The sequence below is a fragment of the Microbispora bryophytorum genome (genome assembly GCF_006874465.1).
Taxonomy (GTDB): Bacteria; Actinomycetota; Actinomycetes; order Streptosporangiales; family Streptosporangiaceae; genus Microbispora; species Microbispora bryophytorum.
This window is the reverse complement of record NZ_VIRL01000006.1, coordinates 275455-299679: the sequence shown is the minus strand read 5'-3', so window position 1 is coordinate 299679 and position 24225 is coordinate 275455. Positions and strand designations below refer to the sequence as shown.

Here is a 24225-nt window from a genome sequence, read left to right as displayed (position 1 = left end):
AACGTGGCGGATGTGGACTCCTCCATCCTGCACGAGGTGGCGCGGTGACTGACCTGCCAGGTCGCGAAAACGACCCCAACGACAATCCGTTCGCCATGTTCGGCAGCCCGGAGCAGATCGCCGCGGCCATGCGGCAGTTCGCCGACATGCTGTCCGCCTCACCGGAGGCCGGGCCCGTCAACTGGGACATGGCGAAGAACATCGCACGGCACGCCGTGGTCGCCGAGGGTGATCCGAGCGTCATGGAGGGCGAGCGACGTCAGATCGTCGAGGCCCTCAATCTGGCCGACCTGTGGCTCAACGAGGTGACCACGCTGCCGAGCGGCGTGACCACCCCGCAGGCCTGGAGCCGGTCGGAGTGGATCGAGAAGACGGTCCCGGTCTGGAAACAGTTGTGCGATCCCGTCGCCGCCCAGATGGTGGAGACCATGGGCGGCACCCTCGGCGGGGCGGGACTGCCGCCCGAGGCGCAGGCCATGGCCGGGCCGCTCATGGGCATGCTCAGGCAGATGGGCAGCATGATGGTCGGCCAGCAGATCGGCCAGGCGCTCGGCTCGCTCGCCCGTGAGGTGGTCGGCTCCTCCGACATCGGCCTGCCCCTGTCGGACACCGCCGCTCTGCTGCCCGGAGGCGTCGCCGCCTTCAGCAGCGGCCTGGAGACGCCCTCGGACGAGATCCGTCTCTACCTCGCGCTGCGCGAGGCGGCGCACCACCGGCTCTTCCAGCACGTGCCGTGGCTGCGGGCGCACCTGCTCGGCACGGTCGAGGAGTACGCCCAGGGGATCACGGTGGACGTGACGGCCTTGCAGGACAAGCTCCAGGGGCTCGACCTCAGCGACCCCGAGCGCATCCAGGAGGTCCTGGGCGGCGGCGAGCTGCTCAAGCCCGAGGAGACCGAGCGGCAGAAGGCCGCGCTCACCCGGCTGGAGACCGCGCTCGCGCTGGTCGAAGGCTGGGTGGCCACGGTGGTCGACTCCGCCGCCGAGGGCAAGCTCCCGTCCGCCGCGGCGCTGGCCGAGACCGTGCGGCGCCGCCGCGCCACGGGCGGCCCGGCCGAGCGGACCTTCGCCACACTGGTCGGCCTTGAGCTGCGCCCGAGACGGCTGCGTGAGGCGGCCGCCCTGTGGCGGGCCCTGGGCGACGAGCGCGGAGTCGAGGGCAGGGACGCCGTCTGGGGACACCCGGACCTGATGCCCACCGCGGACGACCTGGACAACCCCGAGACGTTCGTGAAGGGCGAGGCCGAGTTCGACCTGTCGGCGCTGGAAGAGCCCAAGGAGCCCGGCTCCGACGGGGAGAGCGGCGAGTAGCACCGGCCGCAGGACTCCGGCCGCGAGGCTCGCCGGCTGTCGGTAGGCTGCGCCGGTGAGTCTGCATCGTGACGCGCAAGCCGTACTGGCCGGATGGGTCGCGCCCACCCCCGAGGAGGAGCGGCTCCGCGAGGAGTTCCTGACGCACCTGCACGGCCACGAGGACGCGATGTGGCGCGAGTGCGCTCCCGGCCATCTCACGGCGACGACGGCCGTCCTGTCGCACGACGGCGAGCGGGTGCTGCTGACCCTGCACCCCAAGGCCGGGATGTGGCTGCCCATGGGCGGGCACTGCGAGACGTCCGACACCACGCTCGCGCAGGTCGCCCTGCGCGAGGCCGCCGAGGAGTCGGGCATCCCCGGGCTCACCCTGCTGGGCGGGCCGCTCGCCCTCGACCGGCACAAGGTCTGGTGCCACCCCCCGCACAGCTGGCATCTCGACGTCGAGTACGGCGCGGTCGCGCCGCCGGGGGCCGAGGCGGTGATCAGCGACGAGTCCCTCGACCTGCGCTGGTTCCCGGTGGAGGAGATCCCGGAGCTGAGCGACGAGGCCACCCGGCGGCTCGCCCGCCGCGCCCGGTCGCTCTGCCGCGCCTGACTCCCCGTACGGCCGGGCCCGGCCGCGACGGGTCTCCCCGCTCGGACATCCCGCATGCGCCGGGACCTCAAGCTCTGCCGCCCGGGACTCGGGGCGATCGACCATGTGAGCGACAACGACACGGTCACGCCCCACGTCCAACAGGAGACAGACCATGGACATCCGCGCCACCTCCCGCGTCGCCGCCGCGGTCTCACTGATCGTCGGGCCATTGGCCCTCGCCATCCCGATCGGGTTCACCGACGAGGACGCCCCGATCGCGGCCCAGCTCCAGGACTACGCGAACCACCCCACTCTCGCGATGCTGTCGAACATCGTCATCCTCCCCTTGATGGCGATAATTCCCGCGGTTGTCTATGCCGCCCGGCTGGCACGCCGTGGTGCGCCGAACCTGGCCTTCGTCGGCGGTGGACTGGCGGCGCTCGGCTGGCTCGCCGGCTTCACGACCATCGGCGCGACACAGATCGCGCTCTATCAGGGCTCCAGGCTCGCCGACCAGGCGGGCGCGGCGGCACTGATCGACAAGGTGAACGGCGATCCGATTTACGGCACGCTCGTGGGCGTCTTCGTCCTCGGACACGCGATCGGCATGATCGTCCTTGGCATCGGGCTGTGGCGCTCACGTTCGGTCGCGCTCTGGGTCGCCGCGCTGTTCATCGCCTATCCGGTCGGACACCTCGTCGGACACGCGATCAGCCCGGTCATCGACACGCTCTCCGGCGTTCTCCTGCTGATCAGCGGCGTGGCGATCGCAGCGAAGATCCTGCGCACCTCGAACCAGCAGTGGGACCTGCCGGCGGGCGAAGGCGTCGCCCCGGCCGAGTCCGTCGCCGAGGTGGCGGCGTAGCCCGCGCGGTGGCGTGATGATCTCCCCCGAAGCCACCCCCACCGAGGCGCACGGCGCTCGCGATCAGGCCGGCCTGATCGCGAGTCGTGCCACCGCTTCACTCAGCGGTAGGCCAACGCCCCGGGACACTTTTCGACGGTCCGCCTCCGGCGCACAATCAACGCTGATGCCTTCGAAGCTCAGATTTGCCGTCTCGGCCGCGGTGACGCTGGCCGTGCTCTTCGCCGCCATGGGCGTGTCGTTGATCGGAACCGGTCACCTGAGCTGGCTGTCCAGCCTGATTTCGGTAACCGCGGTGGTGTACCTGGCGGTCGCTTTCGTCGGCGCGGCGATACTGCGGACGCAGCCGCGCAGCCGGACCGGCTGGATCTTCCTCATCTCCGGCACGGCGGCGCCGATCGGCACCGGGCTCAATGCCGCCGCCGATGCCGGGGCGCACATCGGCAGGATCGACGCCGCATCGTGGATTCACCTGGTGCAGACTCCGTTCGCCGTTCTCAGCGTGCCCTTGATGGCGACCTTCGGCATCCTGCTCTTCCCCGACCGCCGCCTGGACACGCGGCGTCGACGAGTGCTCGGGCGGGTCTACGCCGTCGAGCTTCTCGTGCTTCTGGTGTGGGGGCTGCTCTCGCCGGACCCGATCGACCTGCCAGGGATCTACAACCCCATCGCAGTGCCGGGCGCCGACGCGCTGGTGATCAGCATCCTTCTCCTCGGACCGCTCAGCCTGCCGGCGTGTATGTCGCTGTTACGCTTCGCCCGGCGCGACACCGGCCCGTACACACCTGCCCTGCGTACGGCCGCTCGGGTTTCGTTCGTCGTGCCTGCCTCGTATATCGCGTGTGTCATCGCGGGATTCACCTCCGGAGACACGGCGCCCATCGCAGTCCTGGAGAACTGCGCGGCGATCGCGGTCGGAGTCGAGGCCTGGATCGGCATCGTCAGGCACGGACTGTTGAATACCCGCGTGGTGCTCAATCGGGCACTGGTGTATGGGTTTGTGAGCTTGGCGCTCGTCGCGGTCTACCTCATCGTGGTCGTTTCACTCGGCCTGTTCTTCGGCGGTCTCATGCCGCAGATCGTTGCCGCGATCATGGCCGCCCTGGTGGTGTTGCCACTGCGTGACCTGGTGCAACGCCGGATAAATCAGCTTGTTTACGGGCTTCGAGACAATCCGGCGGCCGCGTTCGCCCGGCTCGGCGACCGGCTGGACGCGGCCGGGGCGCCCGAAGAAATCCTCCCGGCCGCCGTTCGCACGGTGGCCGAGGCTCTTCGGCTCCCGTACGTGGCGATCGAAGTAGGCGGCGAGGTTCTGTGCCGTCACGGCCGGGCGCTGCCCGGCGAGACGGAGGCGTTGCCACTGCCCTTCGCCGGCGAGACGATCGGACATCTGGTGTTGCAGACCCGCAGCACCGGCGACTTCTCGGCGGACGAACGACGGCTGCTGTCGGACCTGACGAAGCAGGTGGCCGTCGCGGCCCGAGCGGTGGTGCTGACCCACGCGCTGCAGTCCTCGCGGCAGCGGCTGGTGACGACACGTGAAGAGGAGAGGCGGCGGCTGCGCCGCGACCTGCACGACGGCCTCGGTCCCACGCTCGCCGGCATCGCGCTGGGCATCGACACAGTGCGCCGGGCGACGCCACCGGACGGGTCGGTCGCGAAGCCACCGAGTCGGCGGTCGACGACATCCGCCGCCTCGTCTATGACCTACGCCCTCCGATCCTCGACGAGCTGGGCCTTGCCGGAGCCGTACGGGAACAGGCGGTGCGGCTGAGCGTGGCGAGCATCGATATTCCCGAGACACTTCCGTCGCTGCCCGCCGCGGTGGAGGTGGCGGCGTACCGCATCGCCGTCGAGGCCCTGACCAACGCGGCGCGCCACGCGCCGGGAGCGCCGGTGTCGGTCCAGCTCGCGGTGAACAGCCGCCTTGAGCTGTCGATCGCGGACGGCGGCGCCGGTCTGCCGGACGGATATCGCGCCGGCGTCGGACTCAACTCCATGCGGGAACGGGCCGCGGAGCTCGGCGGCTTGTGTGTGGTGAGCCGGCGCGAGCCGTGCGGAACGATCGTGCGCGCCGAGTTCCCGCTGTTCGAGGAGGTGCTGTGACGCTGCGAGTCGTCGTAGCGGATGACCATCCGCTGTTCCGGGAGGGGCTGCGGTCGCTCATCTCCGACTCGGCCGAGACCGAGCTGGCCGGGGTTGCCGCCGACGGGGAGGAGGCCGTCGCCGTCACGCTCGAGCAGCGCCCCGACGTGGTCGTCATGGACCTGCGGATGCCCGGTCTCAACGGTGTCGACGCGACCCGCAAGATAGTCGCCGCGCTGCCCGATGTCGCCGTGCTCGTGTTGACCATGGTGGAAGAGGACGCGTCGATATTCGCGGCGATGCGCGCGGGCGCACGGGGCTATGTCCTCAAGGGCGCCGAACCCGAGACCATCCTGCGCTCGATCCTCGTCGTCGCGGCAGGTGAGGTGATCTTCGGTTCCGCGATCGCGTCGCGCCTGACCCAGTTCTTCGCGGTCGGCGGCGGCACCGCCATGACGCCGTTCCCCAACCTCACCAGCCGTGAGCGCGACATCCTCACGCTCATGGCGACAGGCGCGAACAACAGGACGATCGCGGTGCGCGTCGGAGTGACCGAGAAAACGGTGCGCAACAATGTGTCGAACATCTTCGCCAAACTGCAGGTCGCCGACCGGGCGGCGGCGGTGGCCCGGGCGCGCGACGCCGGGTTGGGTTCGTTGCCGCGGTAGCGCGGGTCCCCGGCCCCTTCCGGCCTGGTCGCACGGCGGGTTCGGCCGGCTCGGCTACGGTCGAGTTCATGACCGAGGTCGACGTGGGTGGCGAGATCGTCTCTCCCCCGCGCCGCCGGCTCCGGGTCTCCCCGCTTTCGGCGTGGATCGCGGCGGCGCCGTTCGCGCTCTGGGCGGCGGCCCGGCTCGCCGGGGCCGACGGCGCCGCTCACCTCTGGGGAGTGGGCGTCGCGCTGATGACGGCCACGCCGTACGTCGCGGCCGCGTCGCTTCTGGCGGTGCTGATCGCGCTGGCCGCCCGCCGCGCGGCCGTGATCGCGGTGGCGGTGGCCGCGTCGGCCATCCTGGCGGCGGTGGTGCTGCCCCGCGCGGCCGGCTCGGCCCCCACGGCCACCGGGCCGTCGCTGCGGATCCTCACGGTCAACCTCCGCTTCGGCGCGGGCGACGCCGCGACCGTGGTGGACCTCGTACGCAGGCTGGAACCGGACGTGCTCAGCACCCAGGAGCTCACCCCCGAGGCCGTCGGGGCGCTGGACGCGGCGGGCGTGGCGAGACTGCTGCCGTACCGGCACCTGGAGGACGGGCCCGGCCCCTCGGGCAGCGGGATCTACGCCCGTCATCCCCTGATCGGGGCGCCCGACTTCGCGCCCGAGGGCGGCCACAACATGCCGAGGGCCCGGCTCACCCTGCCGTCCGGGCCGCCCGTGGAGATCGTCGACGTGCACACCCTCGCCCCGCGGAACGGTCATGACGTGGTCCAGTGGGCCGCTGAGCTGGCGGCGCTCCCGGCCGCGTCGCCCGGCGTCGTACGCGTTCTGGCCGGCGACTTCAACGCGAACCTCGATCACGCGGACCTGCGCGCGGTGCTCGGGCGGGGCTACGCGGACGCGGCCGACGCGACCGGCGACGGTCTCACCACCACCTGGCCGGCCAACAGGCGCTACCCGCCGCTGATCACCATCGATCACGTGCTGTACGACCGGCGGGCGGCGGCGGTGAGCACAAGCGTTCATAACGTCCCGGGTAGCGACCACCGGGCGTTGTTCGCCGAGCTTCGCCTGCCCCGGAGCCGGGGACCCCTGCGCCCGTGACCCCTGCGCCGTGTGACCCTGCGAGCAGGGCTCAGGTCAGCAGAGCGCGGGTGTTGTCCCAGCCCTCAAGGCCGGGGTCGAGGCGGGCCACGTCCTGCGGTTTCCTGAGCCGGTGCCAGCCGGGACCGGTGGCGACCATGCGGGGACCCGGCGCCCTGCGGCGCAGCGCCGCGACGACGTCGGGCTCGTCGAAGTCGGGCGCGGCCCACTCGGGGACCGGCAGGCGCGCCGCCACGGCGACGGCGCCGCCGCCCTCGGCCGGGCAGACCGCGAGGTGCGCCCGCCCGAGCTCCCGGAAGAGCTTCCCGATCAGCAGCGGCGGCAGATCGGGGGCGTCGGCGCTGACGATCACGCCCTCCTCCTCCGGAGGCAGCGCGGCGAAGGCGTCGGCGGGCGAGGCGATCGACAGGACGGGCGTGCCCGGCCAGGCGATGTCCTCGAGCCCCGGCACGCCGGCCGACAGGATCACCGGGCGCACGAGTTCGAGCCCTGCGACCATCTCGTAGGTGTCCTCGGCCATCGCCGTCAGGAACTCGGCCCGGTCCACGCCGGGCGGAGCCGCCTGCGCCATATCAGGCGTGACCAGCACCGCGGCGATCCGGGTCAACACTCCTCCGGGGAGCCGTTGGCGGCCATCGAGAAGCCCTCCAGGAAGCCCCTGGCACGTTCCGCCCGAGGGTAGCGCTCCACGAGGGCCCAGAACCGCGGGCCGTGACTCGGCACGAGCAGGTGGACGAGCTCGTGCATGATGACATAGTCGACGACCCAGGCCGGCATGCCCCGCAGGCGGGCCGACAGCCTGATCGTGCCCTGGTCGGGGGTGCACGAGCCCCACCTGTGGAGCTGGTTCTCCACCCAGCGCACACTGGCCGGCTCGGCCTTTCCGTCCAGGTAGCGCGCCGACAGCTCCGCCGCCCGCTCGAGCAGGTCGTCGTCGCTCGGGCGTCTTCGCTGCTCCTTGGCCGCAAGGCGGTCAAGCATGCGGCGTACCCATTGCTCCTCGTCGGTCGTGCTCAAACCAGCCGGAAGCAACACGATGGTCTTGTCTCCATCGCGGTACGCGGAAACGGTTCGCCGCCGTCGTGCGCTCCGACGAACCTCGACTGTCTCGGGGGGCACATATGAAAGGTAGCCGACACGCGCCGAATTCCACAGGGGGTGGTACACGTTCTCCCTGGTCAATCGGGCGAACGTGACCTTGCGGGCGTGAAAACTACGGGGTTGCGGATATTCACCGACCACGATCACCCCGGTAATTATCCACAGCCCCGCTGGTTCCGACGCCGGGCATTCCCTGCGTATGGCAAGGTCTGGCCATTATGAGACCTCGCCTCAAGCCCGTGCTGCGCCGGGTCGAACGAGACGGCCGCACGCTGCAGTTCGGCGTCCATCCGCTGCGGGCCGTCGTGCTCACCGGCGTCGAGCCGCCCGTACGCCGCCTGATCTACGGCCTGGACGGCACCCGCACCCTCGGGCAGGCGGTGGCCGGCAGCGGTCTCGACGAGGCCTCCGCCCGGGAGGTGGTCGCCCGGCTCGCCGCGCACGGCCTCATCGAGGACGCCGCGGTCCGGCCGGAACCCCTCGCCGATCTGCCGATGGCCGAGCGCGACCGCCTCCGCCCCGATCTGGACAGGCTGTCGCTGACCTCCGCCGACGGCGGCATGGGCGCCCTATCGGCGCGCAGGGCCGCCCGGGTCCGCGTGTACGGCGCCGGCCGGGTCGGCGCCCGGATAGTCACCCTGCTCGCCGCGGCCGGAGTGGGCCACATCTGCGTGGTCGATCCCGGCACGGCCACCGCGGGCGACGTGGCCCCCGGCGGGCTCGGCCGCGCGGAGGCCGGGATGACCCGCGAGGAGGCCGCCGTGCTCGCGGCCCGGCGGATCTTCCCCGCCGTCAACGCCTGGCCCGGACGGGCCGCCTCCCGCCTGTCCGACGGCGGGCTGCGCCCCGACCTCGTGATCCTCGCGCCCGCCGACCCCCTCGACGCAACGCTGGTCCACGAGATCGTCGCCGAGGGTGTGGCGCACCTGCTGGTCTGCGCCTTCGAGGGACACGGCTCGGTGGGGCCCTTCGTCGTCCCGGGGTTCACCCCCTGCCTGCACTGCCTCGATCTCACCCGGCGCGACCGGGACCCTTCCTGGCCGCTCGTGGGCGCCCGGCTCGGGGGTTATCCGGCGGGCGAGATCGCCTGCGACGTGGTGCTGTCCTGCCTGGTCGCCGCGCAGGCGGCCGGTCAGGCTCTGGACTATCTCGACGAGGGACGCGTGCCCGACGGCCTGCTGGAAGTGTCGCCCGGATGGCGCTGGCGGCACCGGGCCTGCGCGCCGCATCCCGACTGCGGCTGCATCCGGAGCGACCCGATCGGCGCCTCGGTCGCGCCGCGCGCTCCCGGCCAGGCGGCGTGACCCTGCCTCGCGAACGGCGCGCCGGCACCGGCCGGCCCCGGCCGACACCGGCCGACACAGGGAGGTCGCCGATCACCGCGGCGGGACGCGCTCCGCTCCGGGCGGCGCCGATCGCCTGCCTGTCACGCCTCTCAGCGGCGACGCTCCCGTCTCAGCGGTGGCCGTGTGACCAATCTCATAGACGGCCTATTCCCCCGGAGGGCTCGCCACCGCCGGAGCCCGAGCGGTCACTCGATCGGAAATTGTGGTCGAAAGCACCCTTCATCGCCGACAATGGGTGATGTGAGTGACCTTCCCCACCGTGCCGTGACCCGCTCGGCAAAGCTCGCGACACTCCCTCTCGGGTTCGCCGGCCGCACCGCGCTCGGACTGGGCAGGCGAATCGGTGGCGCCTCCGCGGAGCTCGTCGCCCAGGAGATCCAGCAGCGCACGGCCGACCAGGTCTTCAAGGTGCTCGGCGAGCTCAAGGGCGGGGCCATGAAGCTCGGGCAGGCCCTGTCGATCTTCGAAGCCGCGCTGCCGCCCGAGATCGCCGGGCCGTACCGGGCGACGCTGACCCGCCTGCAGGACGCCGCGCCGCCGCTTCCGGCCGCCACCGTCCACCGGGTCCTGACCGAGCAGCTGGGCGACGACTGGCGGGAGAACTTCCTGGAGTTCGACGACCGGCCGAGCGCCGCGGCGTCCATCGGGCAGGTGCACCGCGCCGTGTGGCACGACGGCCGCCCGGTCGCCGTGAAGATCCAGTATCCGGGGGCGGGCAAGGCCCTGATCTCCGACTTCAACCAGCTCGCCCGGCTCGGCAAGCTCTTCGGCGCGCTGCTGCCCGGTCTGGACATCAAGTCAGTGCTGGCGGAGCTGAAGGAGCGGGTGTCCGAGGAGCTCGACTACCTCAAGGAGGCCGAGGCCCAGCACGCGTTCGCCGAGGAGTTCCGCGACGACCCGGACTTCCACGTGCCCGCCGTGATCGCGGCCAACGAGCAGATCCTCGTCTCCGAGTGGATGACGGGCACCCCGCTCTCCAGGATCATCGCCGACGGCACACAGGAGGAGCGCAACCACGCCGGCCTGCTGCTCGTCCGCTTCCTGTTCTGCTCCCCGGCCCGGGTCGGGATGCTGCACGCCGACCCCCACCCCGGCAACTTCTGGCTGACGGAGGACGGGCGGCTCGGCGTGCTGGACTTCGGGGCGGTCAACCGCATGCCCGACGGCTACCCCGTCGCCTTCGGCAGGCTCACACGCATCTTCAACCAGGGCGACATGGACGCGGTCGTACGCGGGCTGCGCGCGGAGGGGTTCATCCGCCCGCACATCGAGGTCGACGTCGACGCCCTGCGGGCCTTCCTCGCGCCGTACGTCGAGCCGACCCGGGTCGAGGAGTTCGCCTTCAGCAGGGAGTGGCTGCGGGAGCAGGCGGCGACCGTGGCCGATCTGCGGCCGAACAACGTGGTCCGCCAGCTCAACCTGCCCGCGTCGTACGTGCTGGTCCACCGCGTGCACGCGGCCGGCGTCGGCGTGCTGTGCCAGCTCGGCGCCACCGCCCGCTTCCGCGACGAGGCGGTGCGCTGGGTTCCCGGCTTCGCCGACGAGACGGGCGAGTCGGAAGACAGCGCGCTCGCCCTGACCTGAGCCGGCCCGCCGCGAACTGCCGGCGGACTATCGGCGCGGGCTACCGGCCGCCGCCCCTGCTCTCGACCGTCCGGAGATTCTGGTTGATGACGCAGCGGTTGATCCCTCTCTTGCAGTTGCCGTTGAGGGTGTTGGTGAAGACGCTGACGCTCGACACCTGCTGGACGCCCACGAACGTGACGGCGCTGTTGGCCGCGGGGGCGTTCACGTTGCGCCGGCCCGCCGATATCTGCTTCGGCGGGCTTTTGATCGTGGGCGAGTTCGAGGTGTTGGTGCCCCCGGTGACCTGGGTCGCTCCACCGCCGTGCCCGTTGCCGTGACCGCTGCCATGGCGGGCCACCCGGAACGCCCCGGGAATCGCCGCGGCCTCGGCCCCCGGCACGACCGAACCCCACAGTCCGATGACGAGCGCGGCGACGGCGAGCCGTCGCACAGCCGCCACGAGATCAAGCGCGCCTGACGCCCGGTCGCCCATCCAAGTCCCACCCACCGCTCGCGCATCGCTTCAGCGCCGCCCGTGGCCCGCAAACCCCGGCGGCGCCCGGCTCATACCCCGTGATCCTCTCCGGCTCCCGCGACAGGCGATCTTCTGTGCGTTCGGTGATCTCCTTTTTACGAGCACAGCCATACGAGACCGGCCACACGAGAACGGCCTTCACGAGAACGCCCACACGAGAACGGCCGAAGGCCCGGGCCGTTCACCGGGCCCGGGCCTTCGTCATCGGATCACACCATTGGTGGCGCGTCAGGCTCGCGTCACATTCGCGCCAGCGCGGAAGACAGCCGCCGGGACGCGCGCTCGGCCTGCCGGCGTGCCCTCTGCACGCTCCTGATCCGGCCGGCCAGCCGCTCCTCAGCCGCCTCTCGGTGGAGGGTTCGTATTCGCTCATGCGCCAGTTCTTGATGCAGATACAGGGCGGTGATCGGGGAGATGCTCATCTGGATCGGTTCCTTCCGGAATTGCTGTGGTTGCTGGTCAGGCAGCGACGGGGGACTTGCGCGGGCGCCCGCGGGGGCGCTTGCGGGGCACGACGACCCCCCGCAGGATGAGCTCCCCGCCCCAGACGCCCCACGGCTCCTCGCGCTCCAGCGCGCGGGCCAGGCAGGCCTTCTGGATCGGGCAGCCGCCGCAGAGCGCCTTGGCGAACTCCACGTCCTCGGGGGACTCGGCGAACCACAGGTCGGGCTCGGTACGGCAGGGGATCTCGGCTTCGATCAGGTCCATGACCGGGGCCGCCATCTGCGTCACCTCTTCGAATGGATTGGTCTGGGTGTCCTCGTTGCGGGGTGTGGATTCGTGGCCGACAAACAAGAAGGCCGCGGATCCTGGTGTGGATCCGCGGCCTGGAGGTGGAGACCGGTCAGGGTATGACTGGTTCTCTCCAGGCGTGGTGCGGACCCTGCGCACCGCCGCGAGCGGCGGTGCGGATCTGCTCATCACTCATCGGCCGGTTCACATAAACCGGGCGGTGAGCGGGGTTGCCGTGGCGGGCCGTACGGGCGAGCACGCCGAAGGCGGCCGAGCCCGCGACTCCGGTGACCAGAGCCTGGGCAGGAGCGGCCTCGTCACGCCGCAGTTTGCGCGTCGGCGTGACAGTGGCGGCCGGGCATGCGGAGGCGAGCCACAGCGTGCGGGACGTCGTCATGTTCCTCACTGGACTCACCTCCATCTCAATTCGCTCGCGCCGGACCCGAGCGTCCGGCTGACTTGTCCAAGACCCTAAACCGCCGCAGCAGGGCGGGCAACCTATTTTCTACCTGCGATTTTCACGACTTCGTGACATCGGGATGCAACGCGGGCGACACCCGGATGAGGCACTCCTGGACCACGGAAACGACGAGTTCGCCGGCGGCGGTGAACATCTGCCCGCGGGCGAGCCCGCGCGCCTCCCCCGACCAGGGCGACTCCTGGGCGTACAGCAGCCATTCGTCGGCCCGGAAGGGCCGGTGGAACCACATCGCGTGGTCCAGTGACGCGCCGGACACCGCCGAGGACCCCCAGGCGAGCCCGTGGGCCAGCAGCACGGTGTCCACCAGCGTGAAGTCGCTGGCGTAGGCCGCGAGCACGACGTGCAGCAGCGGGTCGTCGGGCAGGTCGGCGTCGTACCGGAACCAGACGTTGTTCTCGGGGGTGACCAGGGCGGGGTCGTGGGCGGCCTCCCACGTCAGCGCGTTCACATATCGCGCGTCCACCGGGCGCGGCTTGGCCAGCAGCTCGCGCCAGCCCGGCTCCTCGCCCACGACGTCGAACATCCGCTCCTGGAAGGTCGGCAGGGTCTCGGGGTCCGGCACCCGCGGCATGCGCGCGGCCTGGTGGCTCACCCCCGGCTCCTGGACGTGGAACGACGCCGACATCGAGAAGATCGCCTTGCCGTGCTGGATGGCCGTGATGCGCCGGGTGGTGAACGACCGCCCGTCGCGCACCCGATCGACGTTGTAGACGATCGGGACGGCCGGGTCCCCCGGCCGGATGAAGTAGGCGTGCAGCGAGTGGACCATGCGGTCGGACGGCACCGTACGGCCGGCCGCCACGAGCGCCTGCGCCGCCACCTGGCCGCCGAAGACCCGCTGGAAGCGCTCCTCCGGGCTGCGCCCCCGGAAGATGTCGAGCTCGATCGGTTCGAGGTCGAGCAGGTCCAGCAGCTCCTTCAGGGCCGAGTTCACGGGGGCCTCCAGCGCACGCGGATATTACTCGTCGGTAACACTATCGGCGCCGCGGCAGAGCTCGATGACCACGTCGCCGTACCGCTCAAGTTTGACGCGTCCGATTCCCGCGATCGCGAGCAGGGCCTCCTCGGAGGTGGGCACCCGCTCGGCGATGGCCTGGAGGGTGACGTCCGTGAAGACGACGTACGCCGGCACCTTGGCCTCCTTCGCCGCCGTCGTCCGCCACGCCTTGAGCCGTTCGAGCAGGGCCTCGTCGTAGTCCGCCGGGCAGGTCGCGCAGCGGCCCAGCTTCTGCTCGGCCGCGGCCGAGAGCGTCTTGCCGCAGATCCGGCAGTGCAGCGGCACCGCCGACCGCTTCGCCCGCCCTCCCACGCCTCCCGGCCGCTCGGCCCGGGCCGCGCTCGCCGTACGCGGAGACAGCCCGTCGAGGAAGCGCGACGGCCTGCGGGCGCGGCGGCCTCCCGGCGAGCGGGCGAGCGCCCACGACATGTGCAGGTGCTCGCGGGCCCGGGTGATCCCGACGTACAGCAGCCGCCGCTCCTCCTCGACCTGGTCCGGCGTCTCCGCGTAGACGATCGGGACCATGCCGTCGGTGAGGCCGACGAGGAAGACGGCGTCCCATTCCAGGCCCTTGGCGGCGTGCAGGGAGGCGAGCGTCACGCCCTCGACCGGCGGCGCGTGCTGCTCCATCGCCCTGCGCTCCAGCTCGCCGACGAACCTCGGCAGGTCGGCGCCCTCGGTCGCCATGTCCTCGGCCAGATCGGCGAGCGCCTTGAGCGACTCCCACTTCTCCCTGGCCTTGCCGCCTCCGGGCGGCTCCGCGGTCAGCCCGATGCCCGAGAGGATCGCGTGCACGGCGGGCGCGAGCGGCTCGTCGGCCGACGACCGGGCCGCGCCGCGCAGCAGCACCACGGCCTGGCGCACCTCGGGGCGCTCGAAGAACCGCTCCGCCCCGCGCAGCAGGTAGGGCACGCCGGCGTCGGTGAACGCCTGCTCGTACGCCTCCGACTGGGCGTTGATGCGGAACAGCACCGCGATCTCGCGGGTGGGCACGCCGTCCGCCATGAGCTTCTTGACCGTGAGCGCGACGCCGAGCGCCTCGGCCTGCTCGTCGTCGTACTCGGTGAAGACCGGCTCGGGTCCGTCGGGTCGCTGGGCGGTCAGTTCCAGCCGGTGGGGCGAGCGCGCCATGACGCGGTTGGCCAGCGTGACCACCTGCGGGGTCGAGCGGTAGTCGCGCACCAGCCGGATCACGGCCGCCGAGGGATGCTCGACGGCGAAGTTGGTCAGGTAGTGGGGCGTCGCGCCGGTGAACGAGTAGATGGTCTGGTTGGGGTCGCCCACCACGCACACGTCGTCGCGCCCGCCCAGCCAGGTGTCGAGCAGCAGCTTCTGCAGCGGGTTGACGTCCTGGAACTCGTCGACCACGAAGTAGCGGTACTGCTGGCGGATCTGCCCCGCGACCTCCTGGTGCTCGGTCATCACGGCCGCCGTGAGCTCCAGGATCGTCTCGAAGTCGATCAGGTTGCGCTGGCGGCGCAGGCTCTCGTACCCCTCGTACAGCCGCGCCACCTCCTCGGGCGCGATCGGCGGGGGGCGGCGGGCCTTGACCGCCGCGGCGGGGTAGTCCTCCGGGCCGATCTGGGTGACCTTCGCCCATTCGATCTCGCTCGCGACGTCGCGCAGCTCACCGCGGTCGGGGTTCCTGCGCAGGCGCCTGGCCGCCTCCACGAGCAGCGGCAGCTTCGACTCGACCACCTGCGGCGGGTCGCCGCCGATCACTCGCGGCCAGAAGTAGCTGAGCTGGCGCAGGGCCGCCGCGTGGAACGTGCGGGCCTGCACGCCGGGCGCCCCGAGACCGCGCAGCCGCTGCTTCAGCTCGGCCGCCGCGCGGGTCGTGAAGGTCACGGCGAGCACACCCTGCGGCTCGACCACCCCGGTCTGCACGGCGTACGCGATGCGGTGCGTGATGGCGCGGGTCTTGCCGGTCCCCGCCCCGGCGAGCACGCACACCGGTCCGCGCACCGCCTGGGCGACCTCGCGCTGCTCGGGATCCAGACCGTCGAGGACGTCCAAGGAACGGCTCCCAACATGCGTTGCGGACGTTGTTACTGGCATCATCCTTCCAGCAGCCGACCGGGCGTGTCCCGGCGACCGGTCGGCGCACGACGCGACATCGGGGAGGAACACGCCGTGGCCACCGCGGTCCGAACTGCTTTAGGCATGGGCGCCGCCGCCCTCACCGCCCTCATGATCGCCCCGCCGGACGCCCAGGCGGCCGTCTCGGCGGGCGCCCCCGTCCACCGCCCCTCCGCTTCTCCGGCGCCGTCCGCGGCCCCCTCGGCCGCGCCCTCGGCCTCGTCCCCGGCCTCCGCGAGGACGTCGCCCCCGCCGTCATCTCCGGCCTCGCCCTCGCCGTCCCTCACGCCGTCCGACGCGCTGATCCGCACCTACGCGTACGGCTCGCACGCGCGCCAGACCATGGACGTGTGGTGGCACACCGCCGGACCGCGGCGCCCGGCCGTCTTCGTCATCCACGGCGGCTGGTGGTCGGCGGGCGACAAGAAGGACATGACGTCGATCAGCCGCGGCTACTTCCAGCTCGGCTACACCGTCGTGAACCTCGACTACCGGCTGACGGGCGATGCGGCCTGGCCGGCGCAGCGCACCGACGTGCTGTCCGCCGTCAGCGCCCTGCGCAGGCACGCGGCGTTCTTCCACACCGACCCCAACCGCTACGTCCTGGTCGGGTTCTCCGCCGGCGGCCATCTCGCCGCCGCCGTCGGCGCCTACGGCGACGGCCGGCCGGGGCTGCGCGGCGTCGTCGGGATCTCCCCGCCCGTCTCGCCGCTGTCGGCGTTCGCCGACGGCAGCGCGTTCGGCAGCAAGGAACAGCAGAAACTGCGCAAGGCGGCCATCAAGCTGGCCGGCGGCTGCACGCCCGCCAAGTGCCCGCGCATCTGGTCGAGCATGGAGGTGCCGTTCCACGCCTCGGCCGGCGACCCGCCGATGCTCGCCCTCCACTCCTCCGAGGAGTTCGTCCCGCCGTACCAGAGCGAGATGCTCGCGGAGTCGCTGGCGAGCGTCGGGGTCCGGATGACCGTCAGGACGATGGCCGGCACCCAGCACAGCTCCTCGCTGTACCGGGAGCCGGGGGTCACCGAGACCGTCCAGGCCTGGATCACCGCCCGGCTGGGGCGCGTCGCCGAATAGCCGGGAACACGCGGGGCGTTCGCGATGTTGCCATGACTGCTCTCGGCAACAGTGATGCGCACGGAAGGGACGACAGATGGCGCTGACGGTTTACACCACGAGTTGGTGCGGCCCCTGCAAGCGGCTGAAGAGCCAGCTCACCCGGGAGGGCATCGTCTTCAGCGAGGTCGACATCGAGCGCCACCCGGACGCCGCGGATTTCGTCGCGAGCGTGAACAACGGCAACCAGGTAGTCCCCACCGTGGTCGCCGACTGCCACACCATGACCAACCCCTCGGTCGCCGAGGTGAGGCGGCACCTCGAAGGCGCCTGCTGATTCACCAGCCGGTGTCGGGGATCGGCGCTCCGTACCAGGTCTCGATCAGCCGCCGGGCGATCGAGACCTGGCCGGGCAGCACCAGGTCGCCCGAGCGCACCTGGGCCTCCAGCTCCTCCCGGGACAGCCAGCGCGCCTCGGCGATCTCCTCCAGGTCGGGACGCAGGTCGGTGGTGACGGCGCGGGCGAAGAAGCCGAGCATCAGGCTGCGCGGGAACGGCCACGGCTGGCTGCCGAGATACCGCGGCGTGGCGACGGCGACGCCCACCTCCTCCAGGACCTCGCGGACCACCGCGTGCTCCAGCGACTCCCCCGGCTCGACGAACCCGGCGAGCACCGACATACGGCCCGGCGGCCACTCCGGGCCGCGCGCGAGCAGGATCCGGCCCTCGTCGTCGTGCACCAGCATGATCACCGCGGGGTCGACCCGCGGGAAGTGCTGACTGCCGTCGCGGGGGCACACCCGCGTGTGACCCGACGCGGTGACATCCGTGGGGCCGCCGCACCTCGGGCAGTACGCGTGACTCGCGTGCCACGCCTCCAGGGCCACCGCGTAGACGAGGAGCCCGGCGTCGCGGTCGTCCAGCAGCACCGCGGCCTCCCGCAGGCCCACCGCGTCCCCGGCGCCCTGGAGGGGCTCGGGCAGCGGGGCGTTGACCGCGAAGTAGGGCACGCCATCCTCGTCCACGCCCAGCAGGTAACGCGTGCCCTCCGGCGCCTCGGCCGGCGACGTGAGCACCAGGGCCGCGCCGTCGGTGAAGCGGCGCACCAGCGTGCGGCCGTCGTGGATGAGGAAGACTCTCGTCTTCTCCGCCTCCCACGCCTTCCGCAGCCATTCCTCGTCGCCGCGCAGGGCCGCCGATCTGTCGATTGCGCTCCTCGACAGGAGCAGGGGGCCGAGCAGTCCTTCGGGGATTTCCACGCCGTCATCCTTCCACTGCCGCCGCCCCGGCAATCTTCCCGCCCTTGTCCGTGTCCTGGTCAAAAGGTCGACGTCCCCGGCTAGGATGCATTCACTTAGGTTAGCCTTACCTATGGAGGGCCGGTGCGGCTGTACCTCTCCACGCTCAACCCGACCGACTCGGTGACCGGGGGGTTCCTCCCCGCCGCGGCCGCGCTGGGCTGGGACGTGACGATACTCACCGACCAGCCTGATCGGTATCCGGGGTACGACGTCGTGGCGGCGGACGTCCATGACCCCAGGGCGGTGATCGACGCGGTGGCCGCCCACCACCGGCCCGATGTGATCTTCTCCAACTCCGACCACCTCCAGGCCGCCACCGCGCTCGCCGCCGGGTATTTCGGCCTGCCGGGCAAGGACTGGCGGGCCTGTGTCACCGCCAAGAACAAGGCGCTCACCCGCCGCGCCCTCGCCGCCGTCGAACCCGTCAGGTCCGTACGGCTGCCGCCCGGCGGAGGGGTGCCGCAGGGCCTGCCGTACCCGGTCGTGATCAAGCCCGCGCTGGGTGTGGCCAGCGAGGACGTCGTGCTGGTGGACGGCCCGGACGCGCTGGCCGCCGCCGTCGCGGCGATCAGGGAGCGGCGGCCGGAGGAGGTCCTGGTCGCGGAGGAGTTCCTCGACGGGCCGGTCCGCACGCTGGAGACGCTCGGCGACGGCACAGCCCGGGAAGTCGCCGGCGGGTTCGCCACCACGCTCGGCCCGCTGCCGCGCTTCGTGGAGGAGCGCCTGGACTGGCGGCCTCCGGACCCGGACCACCTGGCCCACCTGGGCGCCGCGCTCGATGCGGCGGGAGTCGGCTTCGGGGTGTGCCACACCGAGTATGCCGTGACCCCGGACGGTCCCCGCGTCATCGAGATCAACTATCGGCTGATCGGCGACAACTGCGACTTCCTGCTGGCGGACCTGCTCGGTGTGCCCCTGCACCAGTGGATCCTGCGCGTCCACGCGGGCGAGCCGGTGTCCTCGTTCGACCTGGGCGGCCTTCGCGCGGCGTACGGATCCGTGGTGAGCCTCGTCGCCGAGCGGTCCGGCACGGTCACCGCCGCGCCGCCGGACCTGTCCCCGCCGGACCCGTCCCCCGCGGAGCCGGCGGGCGGCGTGCGGCTGTGGCACCGGGCACTGCGCCGGATCGGAGATCATGTCGAGGTGACGGGCACCAACCGCGACTATCTCGGCCTGCTCCGCGCCGTCGGCCCGGACGCCGCCGTCGTCGACGCCGCGGTCGACACCTTCAGGAAGGAGCACCCTTGGGTGCTCGCATGATCCCTGCGCGCGACCACCGGGGGGCGACGGGCGGGGAGCACTACCTGGCCGCGCGGGTGCTGAACGCCCTGCTGCGGGAGGACTACGCCGGGATCTCCGCCAGGGTCACCCACGACAAGGACGGGGTCGCGATCGTCCTCGCCTCGGGGCGGCGGGTCGGGCTCACGGCGGGCCACCCGTTCCAGGACTTCGCCACGGCCCCGCACGAGCGTCCGCGCCTGGCGGAGGTGCTGGAGACGCTGGAGGCCGTCGCCCACCCCGCCGACGCCGAGGGGGTCGCCGCCTTCGAACGGGAGTGCCACGAGACGCTCGCGGCCCTGGAGGCCCACCACCGGATGCGCGGCGAGGTGGCGCGGCGGCTGCGCGGGCGCCACGGCCTCATCCGCTACGAGTCGCTGGCCGCCGCGGTGGACCATCCGCTCTATCCGACGGCCAGGTGCCGCCTCGGGGTCTCCCCCGCCGACCTGGCGGCCTACGCCCCGGAGTTCGCCCCCGAGTTCCGCATGCGGTGGGCCGCGGCGCCGCGCGAGCGGGTGACGCTCTCCCGTCCTGATCTCCCGGGGTGGTGGCCCGCGCCCGGCGACGTCGGGCTGCCGCCCGGTCTCGCCCGCACCCACGTGCTCTTCCCCGTCCACCCGCTCACGGAGCCGCAGGTGGCCGGGCTGCCCGGGCTGGTCGCGGGTCCGCAGCCGTACGCGACCGTGCGGCCGACCCTGTCGACCCGGACGGTGGAGGTCCGCGAACGCGTCCATCTCAAGGTGCCGCTCCCGGTCAGCACACTGGGCCTGCGCAACCGCCGGTCGATCAAACCGGGCACGTTGCGGGACGGAGCGCTGGCCGAGTCGCTGCTGCGCGAGATCCTGGCGCGCGAGCCCGGCCTGCGCGTCCGCCTCGCCGACGAGCAGACCTTCGGGCACGCGGAGCACGAATACCTGGGCTGGCTCGTCCGCGACCTGCCCGAAGGGGAGATCGTGCCGGTCGCCGCCCTGCTCGCGCCGCTCGCCCAGCCGCCGGAGGGGGGCTCCGGCGGACGGCTCGTCCTGCACGAGGTGGCCGACCGCCACCACGGCGGCGACGCGGAGGCGCTGCTGCGCGACTACCTCTCGGCGCTGCTCGCGTGGAACGTCACGCTGTTCGTCCGGTACGGCGTCGCACTGGAGGCCCACCAGCAGAACCTCGCGCTGGTGTTCGGCGACGGGCCCATGCGGCTGCTGGTCAAGGACAACGACGGGCTGCTGGCCTCGCCCCGGCGGCTGCACGCGGCGGGGATCGAGACGCCCGGCTTCGGCGACGAGCGCATGCTGACCGACGACCCCTACGCGCTCGCCGACGTCTTCGTGACGATCACCCTGCATCTGGCCGCCATGGCCGTGGCCCACGGCGCGCTGCCCGGCTCCGCCGCCACGCTCGTCGGACGGGCTCTGACGGCCGCGCTCGAACCGTACGGGGACGACCCGATGGCCCGGCTGCTGCGGGCCCGCACGCTGGAGGCCGCCCGTCTCACCGGCAAGTCGATGGTCGTCGCCGGGACGCTCGTGGCCAAGGACCGCACCGGGGCCCGGGACGTCAACAAGTTCTACGGCACGACCGGCCCCAACTACCTGAGGGGTGCCTGAGCCATGGACCGTCTGCTCCTCGACTCGCACGCCCCTGACCGGCACGCGGCCCCGGCCGAGGAGGCGGCGCTCGGGGCGCTGCTGCGCTGCTGGCTGCGTGAGGTCGGCGGTCCCCGTGGGCACGTGCACGCCGCCGGGCCGCACCTGACGCTCCGCGTGGCCGGGACGCCGGTGCGCGTCCGCGTCAGCGGCGGCATCGCGCTGCGCTTCGACGGCCCGCCCGAGCATCTGACGGACGGGCGGTGGCGGACCCTCGGCCTGCTTTCGCTCGTCGCACTGGTGGAGCGGGAGCTGGACGGCGGCAACGAGGAGTTCGCCGCCCAGGTGCGGGCCGGGCGGGAGGCGGTCGCGGCGATCCTGGCCGCCCGCGCGCGAGCCGTACCACCCGCCGATCCGTGGCTCGCCTCCGAGCAGGCCCTCGTGGCCGGGCACCCGTTCCACCCCGCTCCCAAGGCGCGCTCGGGCGACGGCTGGCTGGACTACGCGCCGGAGGCGCACGCGCGGTTCGCGCCGCGCCTGCTCGGGGTGCGCGCCGACCTGGTGGCCCAGGAGGGCGACACGACGGCGCTCGACGCGTTCGGGGACGCGCCGGCGGGATACGTCCCGCTGCCCGCCCATCCCTGGCAGCTCGACCTGCTGACCGCCGACCTGCGCGGGCCGCTCGCGGACGGGCGGCTGGTCGACCTCGGGACCGGCCCTCGCGCGGTCGTGCCCACGTCCTCGGTCCGGACCGTCTACGACCCTGGCACCGGCATGTGCCTGAAGTTCAGCCTGAACGTGCGGATCACCAACTGCGTGCGCAAGAACGCGTGGTACGAGCTGTCCGGCGCGGTCGAGCTGACCCGGCGGCTCACCCCCGTCTTCGAACGGCTGGCCCGCCGCTTCCCCGGCACGCGGTGGTTGCCGGAGCCCGGCTACCGCTCGGCCGCGCTCGGCACCCGGCTGCTGGAAGGGCTCGGGGTGATCGTCCGTACCGGCCCGTGGGCGGTGTGCGGACCGGGGACCACGCCGGTTCTCGCCGGCGCCCTGGCCGCCGGCTCGCAAGGGGTTCCCGAGGCCGTCCTGGCCCGCCGGGCGGCCGACCCCGTGGCGTGGTGGGGGGCGTACGTCGAGCGCGTGGCGTTCCCTGTGCTCGACGCCTTCTTCCGGCACGGGGTCGTGCTCGAAGCGCACGTGCAGAACGTGCTCGTCGGGTTCGACGCCGCCGGGTGGCCGGTCGAGGCGGTCTTCCGCGACCTGGAGGGCACCAAGCTGGTCTCCGGCCGGCACGACCTGGCCGGCGTGCCGGTCGAGGTGGCGGCCCCTCTTTCGTACGACGCCGCGCGGGGCTGGAACCGGGTCGCCTACTGCCTGTTCGTCAACCACCTGGCGGAGGTGGCCGCGACCGTGGCCGGCCCAGCCGGGGGCGTCCTGCGCGCGTTGTGGGCGGTCGCCCGGAAGTCCCTGGAGCGCTACGTCGCGGACCACACCGTCGACACCGCCGAGCCACTGACGCGGCTGCTGGCCGGGGCGCCGCTGCCGGCCAAGGCCAACCTGGGCGTGCGCTGGGCGAAGGCCGCCGACCGGGCCGCCGGATACGTCCCCGTCCCGAACCCGCTCGGGTTCGCGGAAGGAGAGCACCGATGAGCATCGAGGTCCCGGCGGGTGTCCGGAAGGTCGCCGAGTCTCTGGACGACGTCCCCGCCTATGTCTACGACCTGGCCGGGCTCGACCGCCACGCGGCCGCCGTACGGGCCGCCCTGGCGGGGACGGAGATCTGCTACGCCGTCAAGGCCAACCCCGATCCGGAGGTGCTGCGGGCGCTCGCGCCGCACGTGGACGGCTTCGAGGTCTCCTCCGGCGGCGAGTTCGCCCACGTCAGGGAGGTGCTGCCGGAGGCCGCGCTGAGCTTCGGCGGGCCGGGGAAGACCGCGGCGGAGCTGGCCCTCGCCCCCTCGGCACACCGCTGGCATGTCGAGAGCCCGGCCGAGTTGCGGCGGATGCGCGAACCCGCGGACGTGCTGCTGCGGGTCAACCTCGACGTGAACGTCACCGGCGCGGCCCTCGCGATGGGCGGCGGCGCCACGCCGTTCGGCATGGACCCCGGCGGAGTCGCCGAGTGCCTGGCCCTGCTCGGGTCCTCACCGGTGCGGCTGCGTGGCGTCCACGCGCACCTCGCGAGCGGCCTGGCCGCCCCCGATCTGCTCACGCTCGCCGAGGCCGTCCTGGCCTACGGCAGGAGCCTCGGCCTGCGCGAGTTCAACCTGGGCGGCGGCATGGCCGTCTCCTACACCCGCCCGGAGGAACGGTTCGACTGGGCGGCGTACGGCGCGGGCCTGCGGGCGCTGGCCCGGCCGGGCGAGACGCTGCGCGTGGAGCCGGGACGCGCCCTGACGGCCTACTGCGGGTGGTATCTCACCACCGTGCTCGACGTGAAGCGCGTCCACGGGGAGCGCTTCGCCGTCCTGTCCGGCGGCACCCACCACCTGCGGACCCCGGTGACGAAGGGACACGACCAGCCGTTCGCCGTGCTGCCGGGGGGCGGGGAGGGCGAGGACGGGCCGGTGACCCTGGTGGGGCGGCTCTGCACGCCCAAGGACGTCTTCGCCCGCCGCGTCACCGCCTCACTCGCCGTCGGCGACGTCGTTGCCTTCGCCATGGCCGGCGCGTACGCCTGGAACATCTCGCACCACGACTTCCTCATGCACCCGAAGCCCGCGTTCCACTACCTGAGGTGACGGGCTACCAGGACAGCGTGAGTCTGCCGTCGAGGACCTTGGCGGAGTTGGCGAGGCGGGCCTGGTTGAGCGACCTGATGACGTGGAGCCGGGCGCGGCTCTGGCCGATGATCCGGTTCTCGGCCTCGACGTACACCTTGCGACGTACGTCGGAGTAGCCGGTCTCCTCCCGGCATCCCGCGTCCGCGACCGCGGTGTCGATCTCGGCCCGCGTGCCACGCGGCTTGGGGGTGTGGCCGATCGAGTCGTCGTTGACGGTCGCCGCCCAGCGCCGGTCGCCGACGGCGTGGACGGTGCTCCGGTAGTCGAAGCCCTCCGACCGCATGCAGTCGCTCCACTCGCGCTCGGCCGCCGCGATCCGCGGGTCCTTCACGGCGAGGTCGGCCGCGCTGTCGACGTAACGCGGGACCTCGTCGTCGTCGAACCTCTTGCCGGCATCGGCCGGGGTCACGCCCCCCGCTCCCCGGTTCAGCAGGGCGTCCGCCTTGGCCATACAGCCTCCGGGCGGCACCGTACGCCCGTGGTACCGCCGGACCTTCCCGTACAGCACATAGAACTCGTCGTCGGTGACGGAGTACGACGGAATGCCGGTCATCTCATCCGGGTTCCGCCCCTTCCCCAGATATCCGGATTCGGCGGCTTGGCCGGGATCGAGCCATCCGAGGAGATCGACATTACGCAGGTCGGTCACCGGTTCGACGGCGGGAAACCGGAAATCGAGCCCCACATGGCGCATGCATTCCTCCATCAGCATGAACCGGGCGCGTATCACCTGGGCGCGATCCTTCACCCCGAGACTGTAGGCGTCCAAGGGAAGGGCGAGATCCGGAGGATTCGCCGCT

Annotated in this window: 24 protein-coding genes; 15 read left to right on the top strand and 9 right to left on the bottom strand. The window is 72.3% G+C overall.

Translation table 11 applies throughout. The features are described 5' to 3' along the window. The first annotated feature begins 44 nt into the window (after positions 1-44). The 7 genes from FLX07_RS15105 to FLX07_RS15075 all read left to right on the top strand — a co-directional run bounded on the left by FLX07_RS15105 (position 45) and on the right by FLX07_RS15075 (position 6599). Positions 45-1310, top strand: a complete 1266-nt coding sequence (locus FLX07_RS15105) for a zinc-dependent metalloprotease (protein WP_373292549.1) — start codon at positions 45-47, stop codon at positions 1308-1310. 55 nt (positions 1311-1365) lie between these two features. Continuing rightward, positions 1366-1908: an NUDIX hydrolase gene (locus FLX07_RS15100; protein WP_142571397.1), complete on the top strand. Its 543-nt coding sequence runs from the start codon at positions 1366-1368 to the stop codon at positions 1906-1908. Positions 1909-2062: 154 nt separating this feature from the next. Next, positions 2063-2755, top strand: a complete 693-nt coding sequence (locus tag FLX07_RS15095) for a hypothetical protein (RefSeq protein ID WP_142571396.1) — start codon at positions 2063-2065, stop codon at positions 2753-2755. Positions 2756-2921: 166 nt separating this feature from the next. After that, entirely contained in the window at positions 2922-4529 is a 1608-nt protein-coding gene (locus tag FLX07_RS15090) for a DUF4229 domain-containing protein (RefSeq protein WP_167748246.1), read from the top strand. 2 nt (positions 4530-4531) lie between these two features. Then, entirely contained in the window at positions 4532-4861 is a 330-nt protein-coding gene (locus tag FLX07_RS15085) for a sensor histidine kinase (protein ID WP_142571394.1), read from the top strand. Further along, positions 4858-5508 (top strand): response regulator transcription factor, encoded by a 651-nt coding sequence (locus tag FLX07_RS15080; RefSeq protein WP_208762219.1) that lies wholly within the window; start codon positions 4858-4860, stop codon positions 5506-5508. Before FLX07_RS15085 ends, FLX07_RS15080 begins: the two co-directional genes overlap by 4 nt. Before the next feature lie 68 nt (positions 5509-5576). Then, positions 5577-6599, top strand: a complete 1023-nt coding sequence (locus FLX07_RS15075; RefSeq protein ID WP_142571393.1) for an endonuclease/exonuclease/phosphatase family protein — start codon at positions 5577-5579, stop codon at positions 6597-6599. A gap of 31 nt (positions 6600-6630) precedes the next feature. Here the strand turns inward: FLX07_RS15075 and FLX07_RS15070 are convergent, their stop codons facing one another. Together FLX07_RS15070 and FLX07_RS15065 are read right to left on the bottom strand one after the other, a co-directional pair. After that, positions 6631-7206, bottom strand: a complete 576-nt coding sequence (locus tag FLX07_RS15070; RefSeq protein ID WP_142571392.1) for a glycosyltransferase family protein — start codon at positions 7204-7206, stop codon at positions 6631-6633. After that, complete coding sequence (locus FLX07_RS15065) at positions 7203-7718, bottom strand: M48 metallopeptidase family protein (RefSeq protein WP_142571391.1); 516 nt, start codon at positions 7716-7718, stop codon at positions 7203-7205. Before FLX07_RS15065 ends, FLX07_RS15070 begins: the two co-directional genes overlap by 4 nt. Positions 7719-7918: 200 nt before the next feature. Here FLX07_RS15065 and FLX07_RS15060 point away from each other — a divergent pair, with 200 nt between their 5' ends. Both FLX07_RS15060 and FLX07_RS15055 read left to right on the top strand, forming a co-directional pair. Continuing rightward, positions 7919-9004, top strand: coding sequence for a ThiF family adenylyltransferase (locus tag FLX07_RS15060; RefSeq protein WP_142571390.1), 1086 nt, complete (start codon positions 7919-7921; stop codon positions 9002-9004). A gap of 282 nt (positions 9005-9286) precedes the next feature. Further along, entirely contained in the window at positions 9287-10630 is a 1344-nt protein-coding gene (locus FLX07_RS15055; RefSeq protein WP_142571389.1) for an ABC1 kinase family protein, read from the top strand. 40 nt (positions 10631-10670) lie between these two features. Here the strand turns inward: FLX07_RS15055 and FLX07_RS15050 are convergent, their stop codons facing one another. The 5 genes from FLX07_RS15050 to FLX07_RS15025 form a co-directional block, all read right to left on the bottom strand. Next, the gene (locus tag FLX07_RS15050) at positions 10671-11063 is read right to left on the bottom strand and encodes a hypothetical protein (protein WP_142571388.1); all 393 of its coding nucleotides are present in this window, start codon (positions 11061-11063) and stop codon (positions 10671-10673) included. 543 nt (positions 11064-11606) lie between these two features. Continuing rightward, positions 11607-11870 (bottom strand): WhiB family transcriptional regulator, encoded by a 264-nt coding sequence (locus FLX07_RS15040; RefSeq protein WP_030507395.1) that lies wholly within the window; start codon positions 11868-11870, stop codon positions 11607-11609. Between the two features lie 121 nt (positions 11871-11991). Further along, positions 11992-12276 (bottom strand): hypothetical protein, encoded by a 285-nt coding sequence (locus FLX07_RS15035; RefSeq protein ID WP_142571387.1) that lies wholly within the window; start codon positions 12274-12276, stop codon positions 11992-11994. Positions 12277-12397: 121 nt separating this feature from the next. Beyond that, positions 12398-13294: an acyl-CoA thioesterase gene (locus FLX07_RS15030; RefSeq protein WP_142571386.1), complete on the bottom strand. Its 897-nt coding sequence runs from the start codon at positions 13292-13294 to the stop codon at positions 12398-12400. Positions 13295-13318: 24 nt separating this feature from the next. Then, positions 13319-15415, bottom strand: a complete 2097-nt coding sequence (locus FLX07_RS15025) for an ATP-dependent DNA helicase UvrD2 (RefSeq protein WP_142571385.1) — start codon at positions 15413-15415, stop codon at positions 13319-13321. Between the two features lie 75 nt (positions 15416-15490). Between FLX07_RS15025 and FLX07_RS15020 the strand changes: the two genes are divergently transcribed. After that, entirely contained in the window at positions 15491-16510 is a 1020-nt protein-coding gene (locus FLX07_RS15020) for an alpha/beta hydrolase (protein ID WP_229689746.1), read from the top strand. 76 nt (positions 16511-16586) lie between these two features. Next, positions 16587-16826, top strand: coding sequence for a mycoredoxin (locus FLX07_RS15015; RefSeq protein WP_142571384.1), 240 nt, complete (start codon positions 16587-16589; stop codon positions 16824-16826). Position 16827: 1 nt separating this feature from the next. Here FLX07_RS15015 and nudC read toward each other — a convergent pair whose 3' ends face one another. Beyond that, entirely contained in the window at positions 16828-17748 is a 921-nt protein-coding gene (gene nudC / locus FLX07_RS15010; RefSeq protein ID WP_142571383.1) for an NAD(+) diphosphatase, read from the bottom strand. Between the two features lie 123 nt (positions 17749-17871). Here nudC and FLX07_RS15005 point away from each other — a divergent pair, with 123 nt between their 5' ends. The 4 genes from FLX07_RS15005 to FLX07_RS14990 are packed head-to-tail and all read left to right on the top strand — an operon-like array spanning position 17872 to position 23383. Continuing rightward, a complete protein-coding gene (locus FLX07_RS15005) occupies positions 17872-19050 on the top strand; it encodes an ATP-grasp domain-containing protein (RefSeq protein WP_142571382.1) in 1179 nt (392 codons plus the stop codon). Continuing rightward, a complete protein-coding gene (locus FLX07_RS15000; protein ID WP_223853177.1) occupies positions 19035-20666 on the top strand; it encodes an IucA/IucC family protein in 1632 nt (543 codons plus the stop codon). Before FLX07_RS15005 ends, FLX07_RS15000 begins: the two co-directional genes overlap by 16 nt. Before the next feature lie 3 nt (positions 20667-20669). After that, a complete protein-coding gene (locus tag FLX07_RS14995) occupies positions 20670-22292 on the top strand; it encodes an IucA/IucC family protein (RefSeq protein WP_142571381.1) in 1623 nt (540 codons plus the stop codon). Further along, positions 22289-23383 (top strand): type III PLP-dependent enzyme domain-containing protein, encoded by a 1095-nt coding sequence (locus tag FLX07_RS14990; protein WP_142571380.1) that lies wholly within the window; start codon positions 22289-22291, stop codon positions 23381-23383. The genes FLX07_RS14995 and FLX07_RS14990 overlap by 4 nt, the downstream gene beginning before the upstream one ends. A gap of 4 nt (positions 23384-23387) precedes the next feature. Here FLX07_RS14990 and FLX07_RS14985 read toward each other — a convergent pair whose 3' ends face one another. Then, complete coding sequence (locus FLX07_RS14985; protein ID WP_142571379.1) at positions 23388-24173, bottom strand: hypothetical protein; 786 nt, start codon at positions 24171-24173, stop codon at positions 23388-23390. Between the last annotated feature and the right edge of the window lie 52 nt (positions 24174-24225).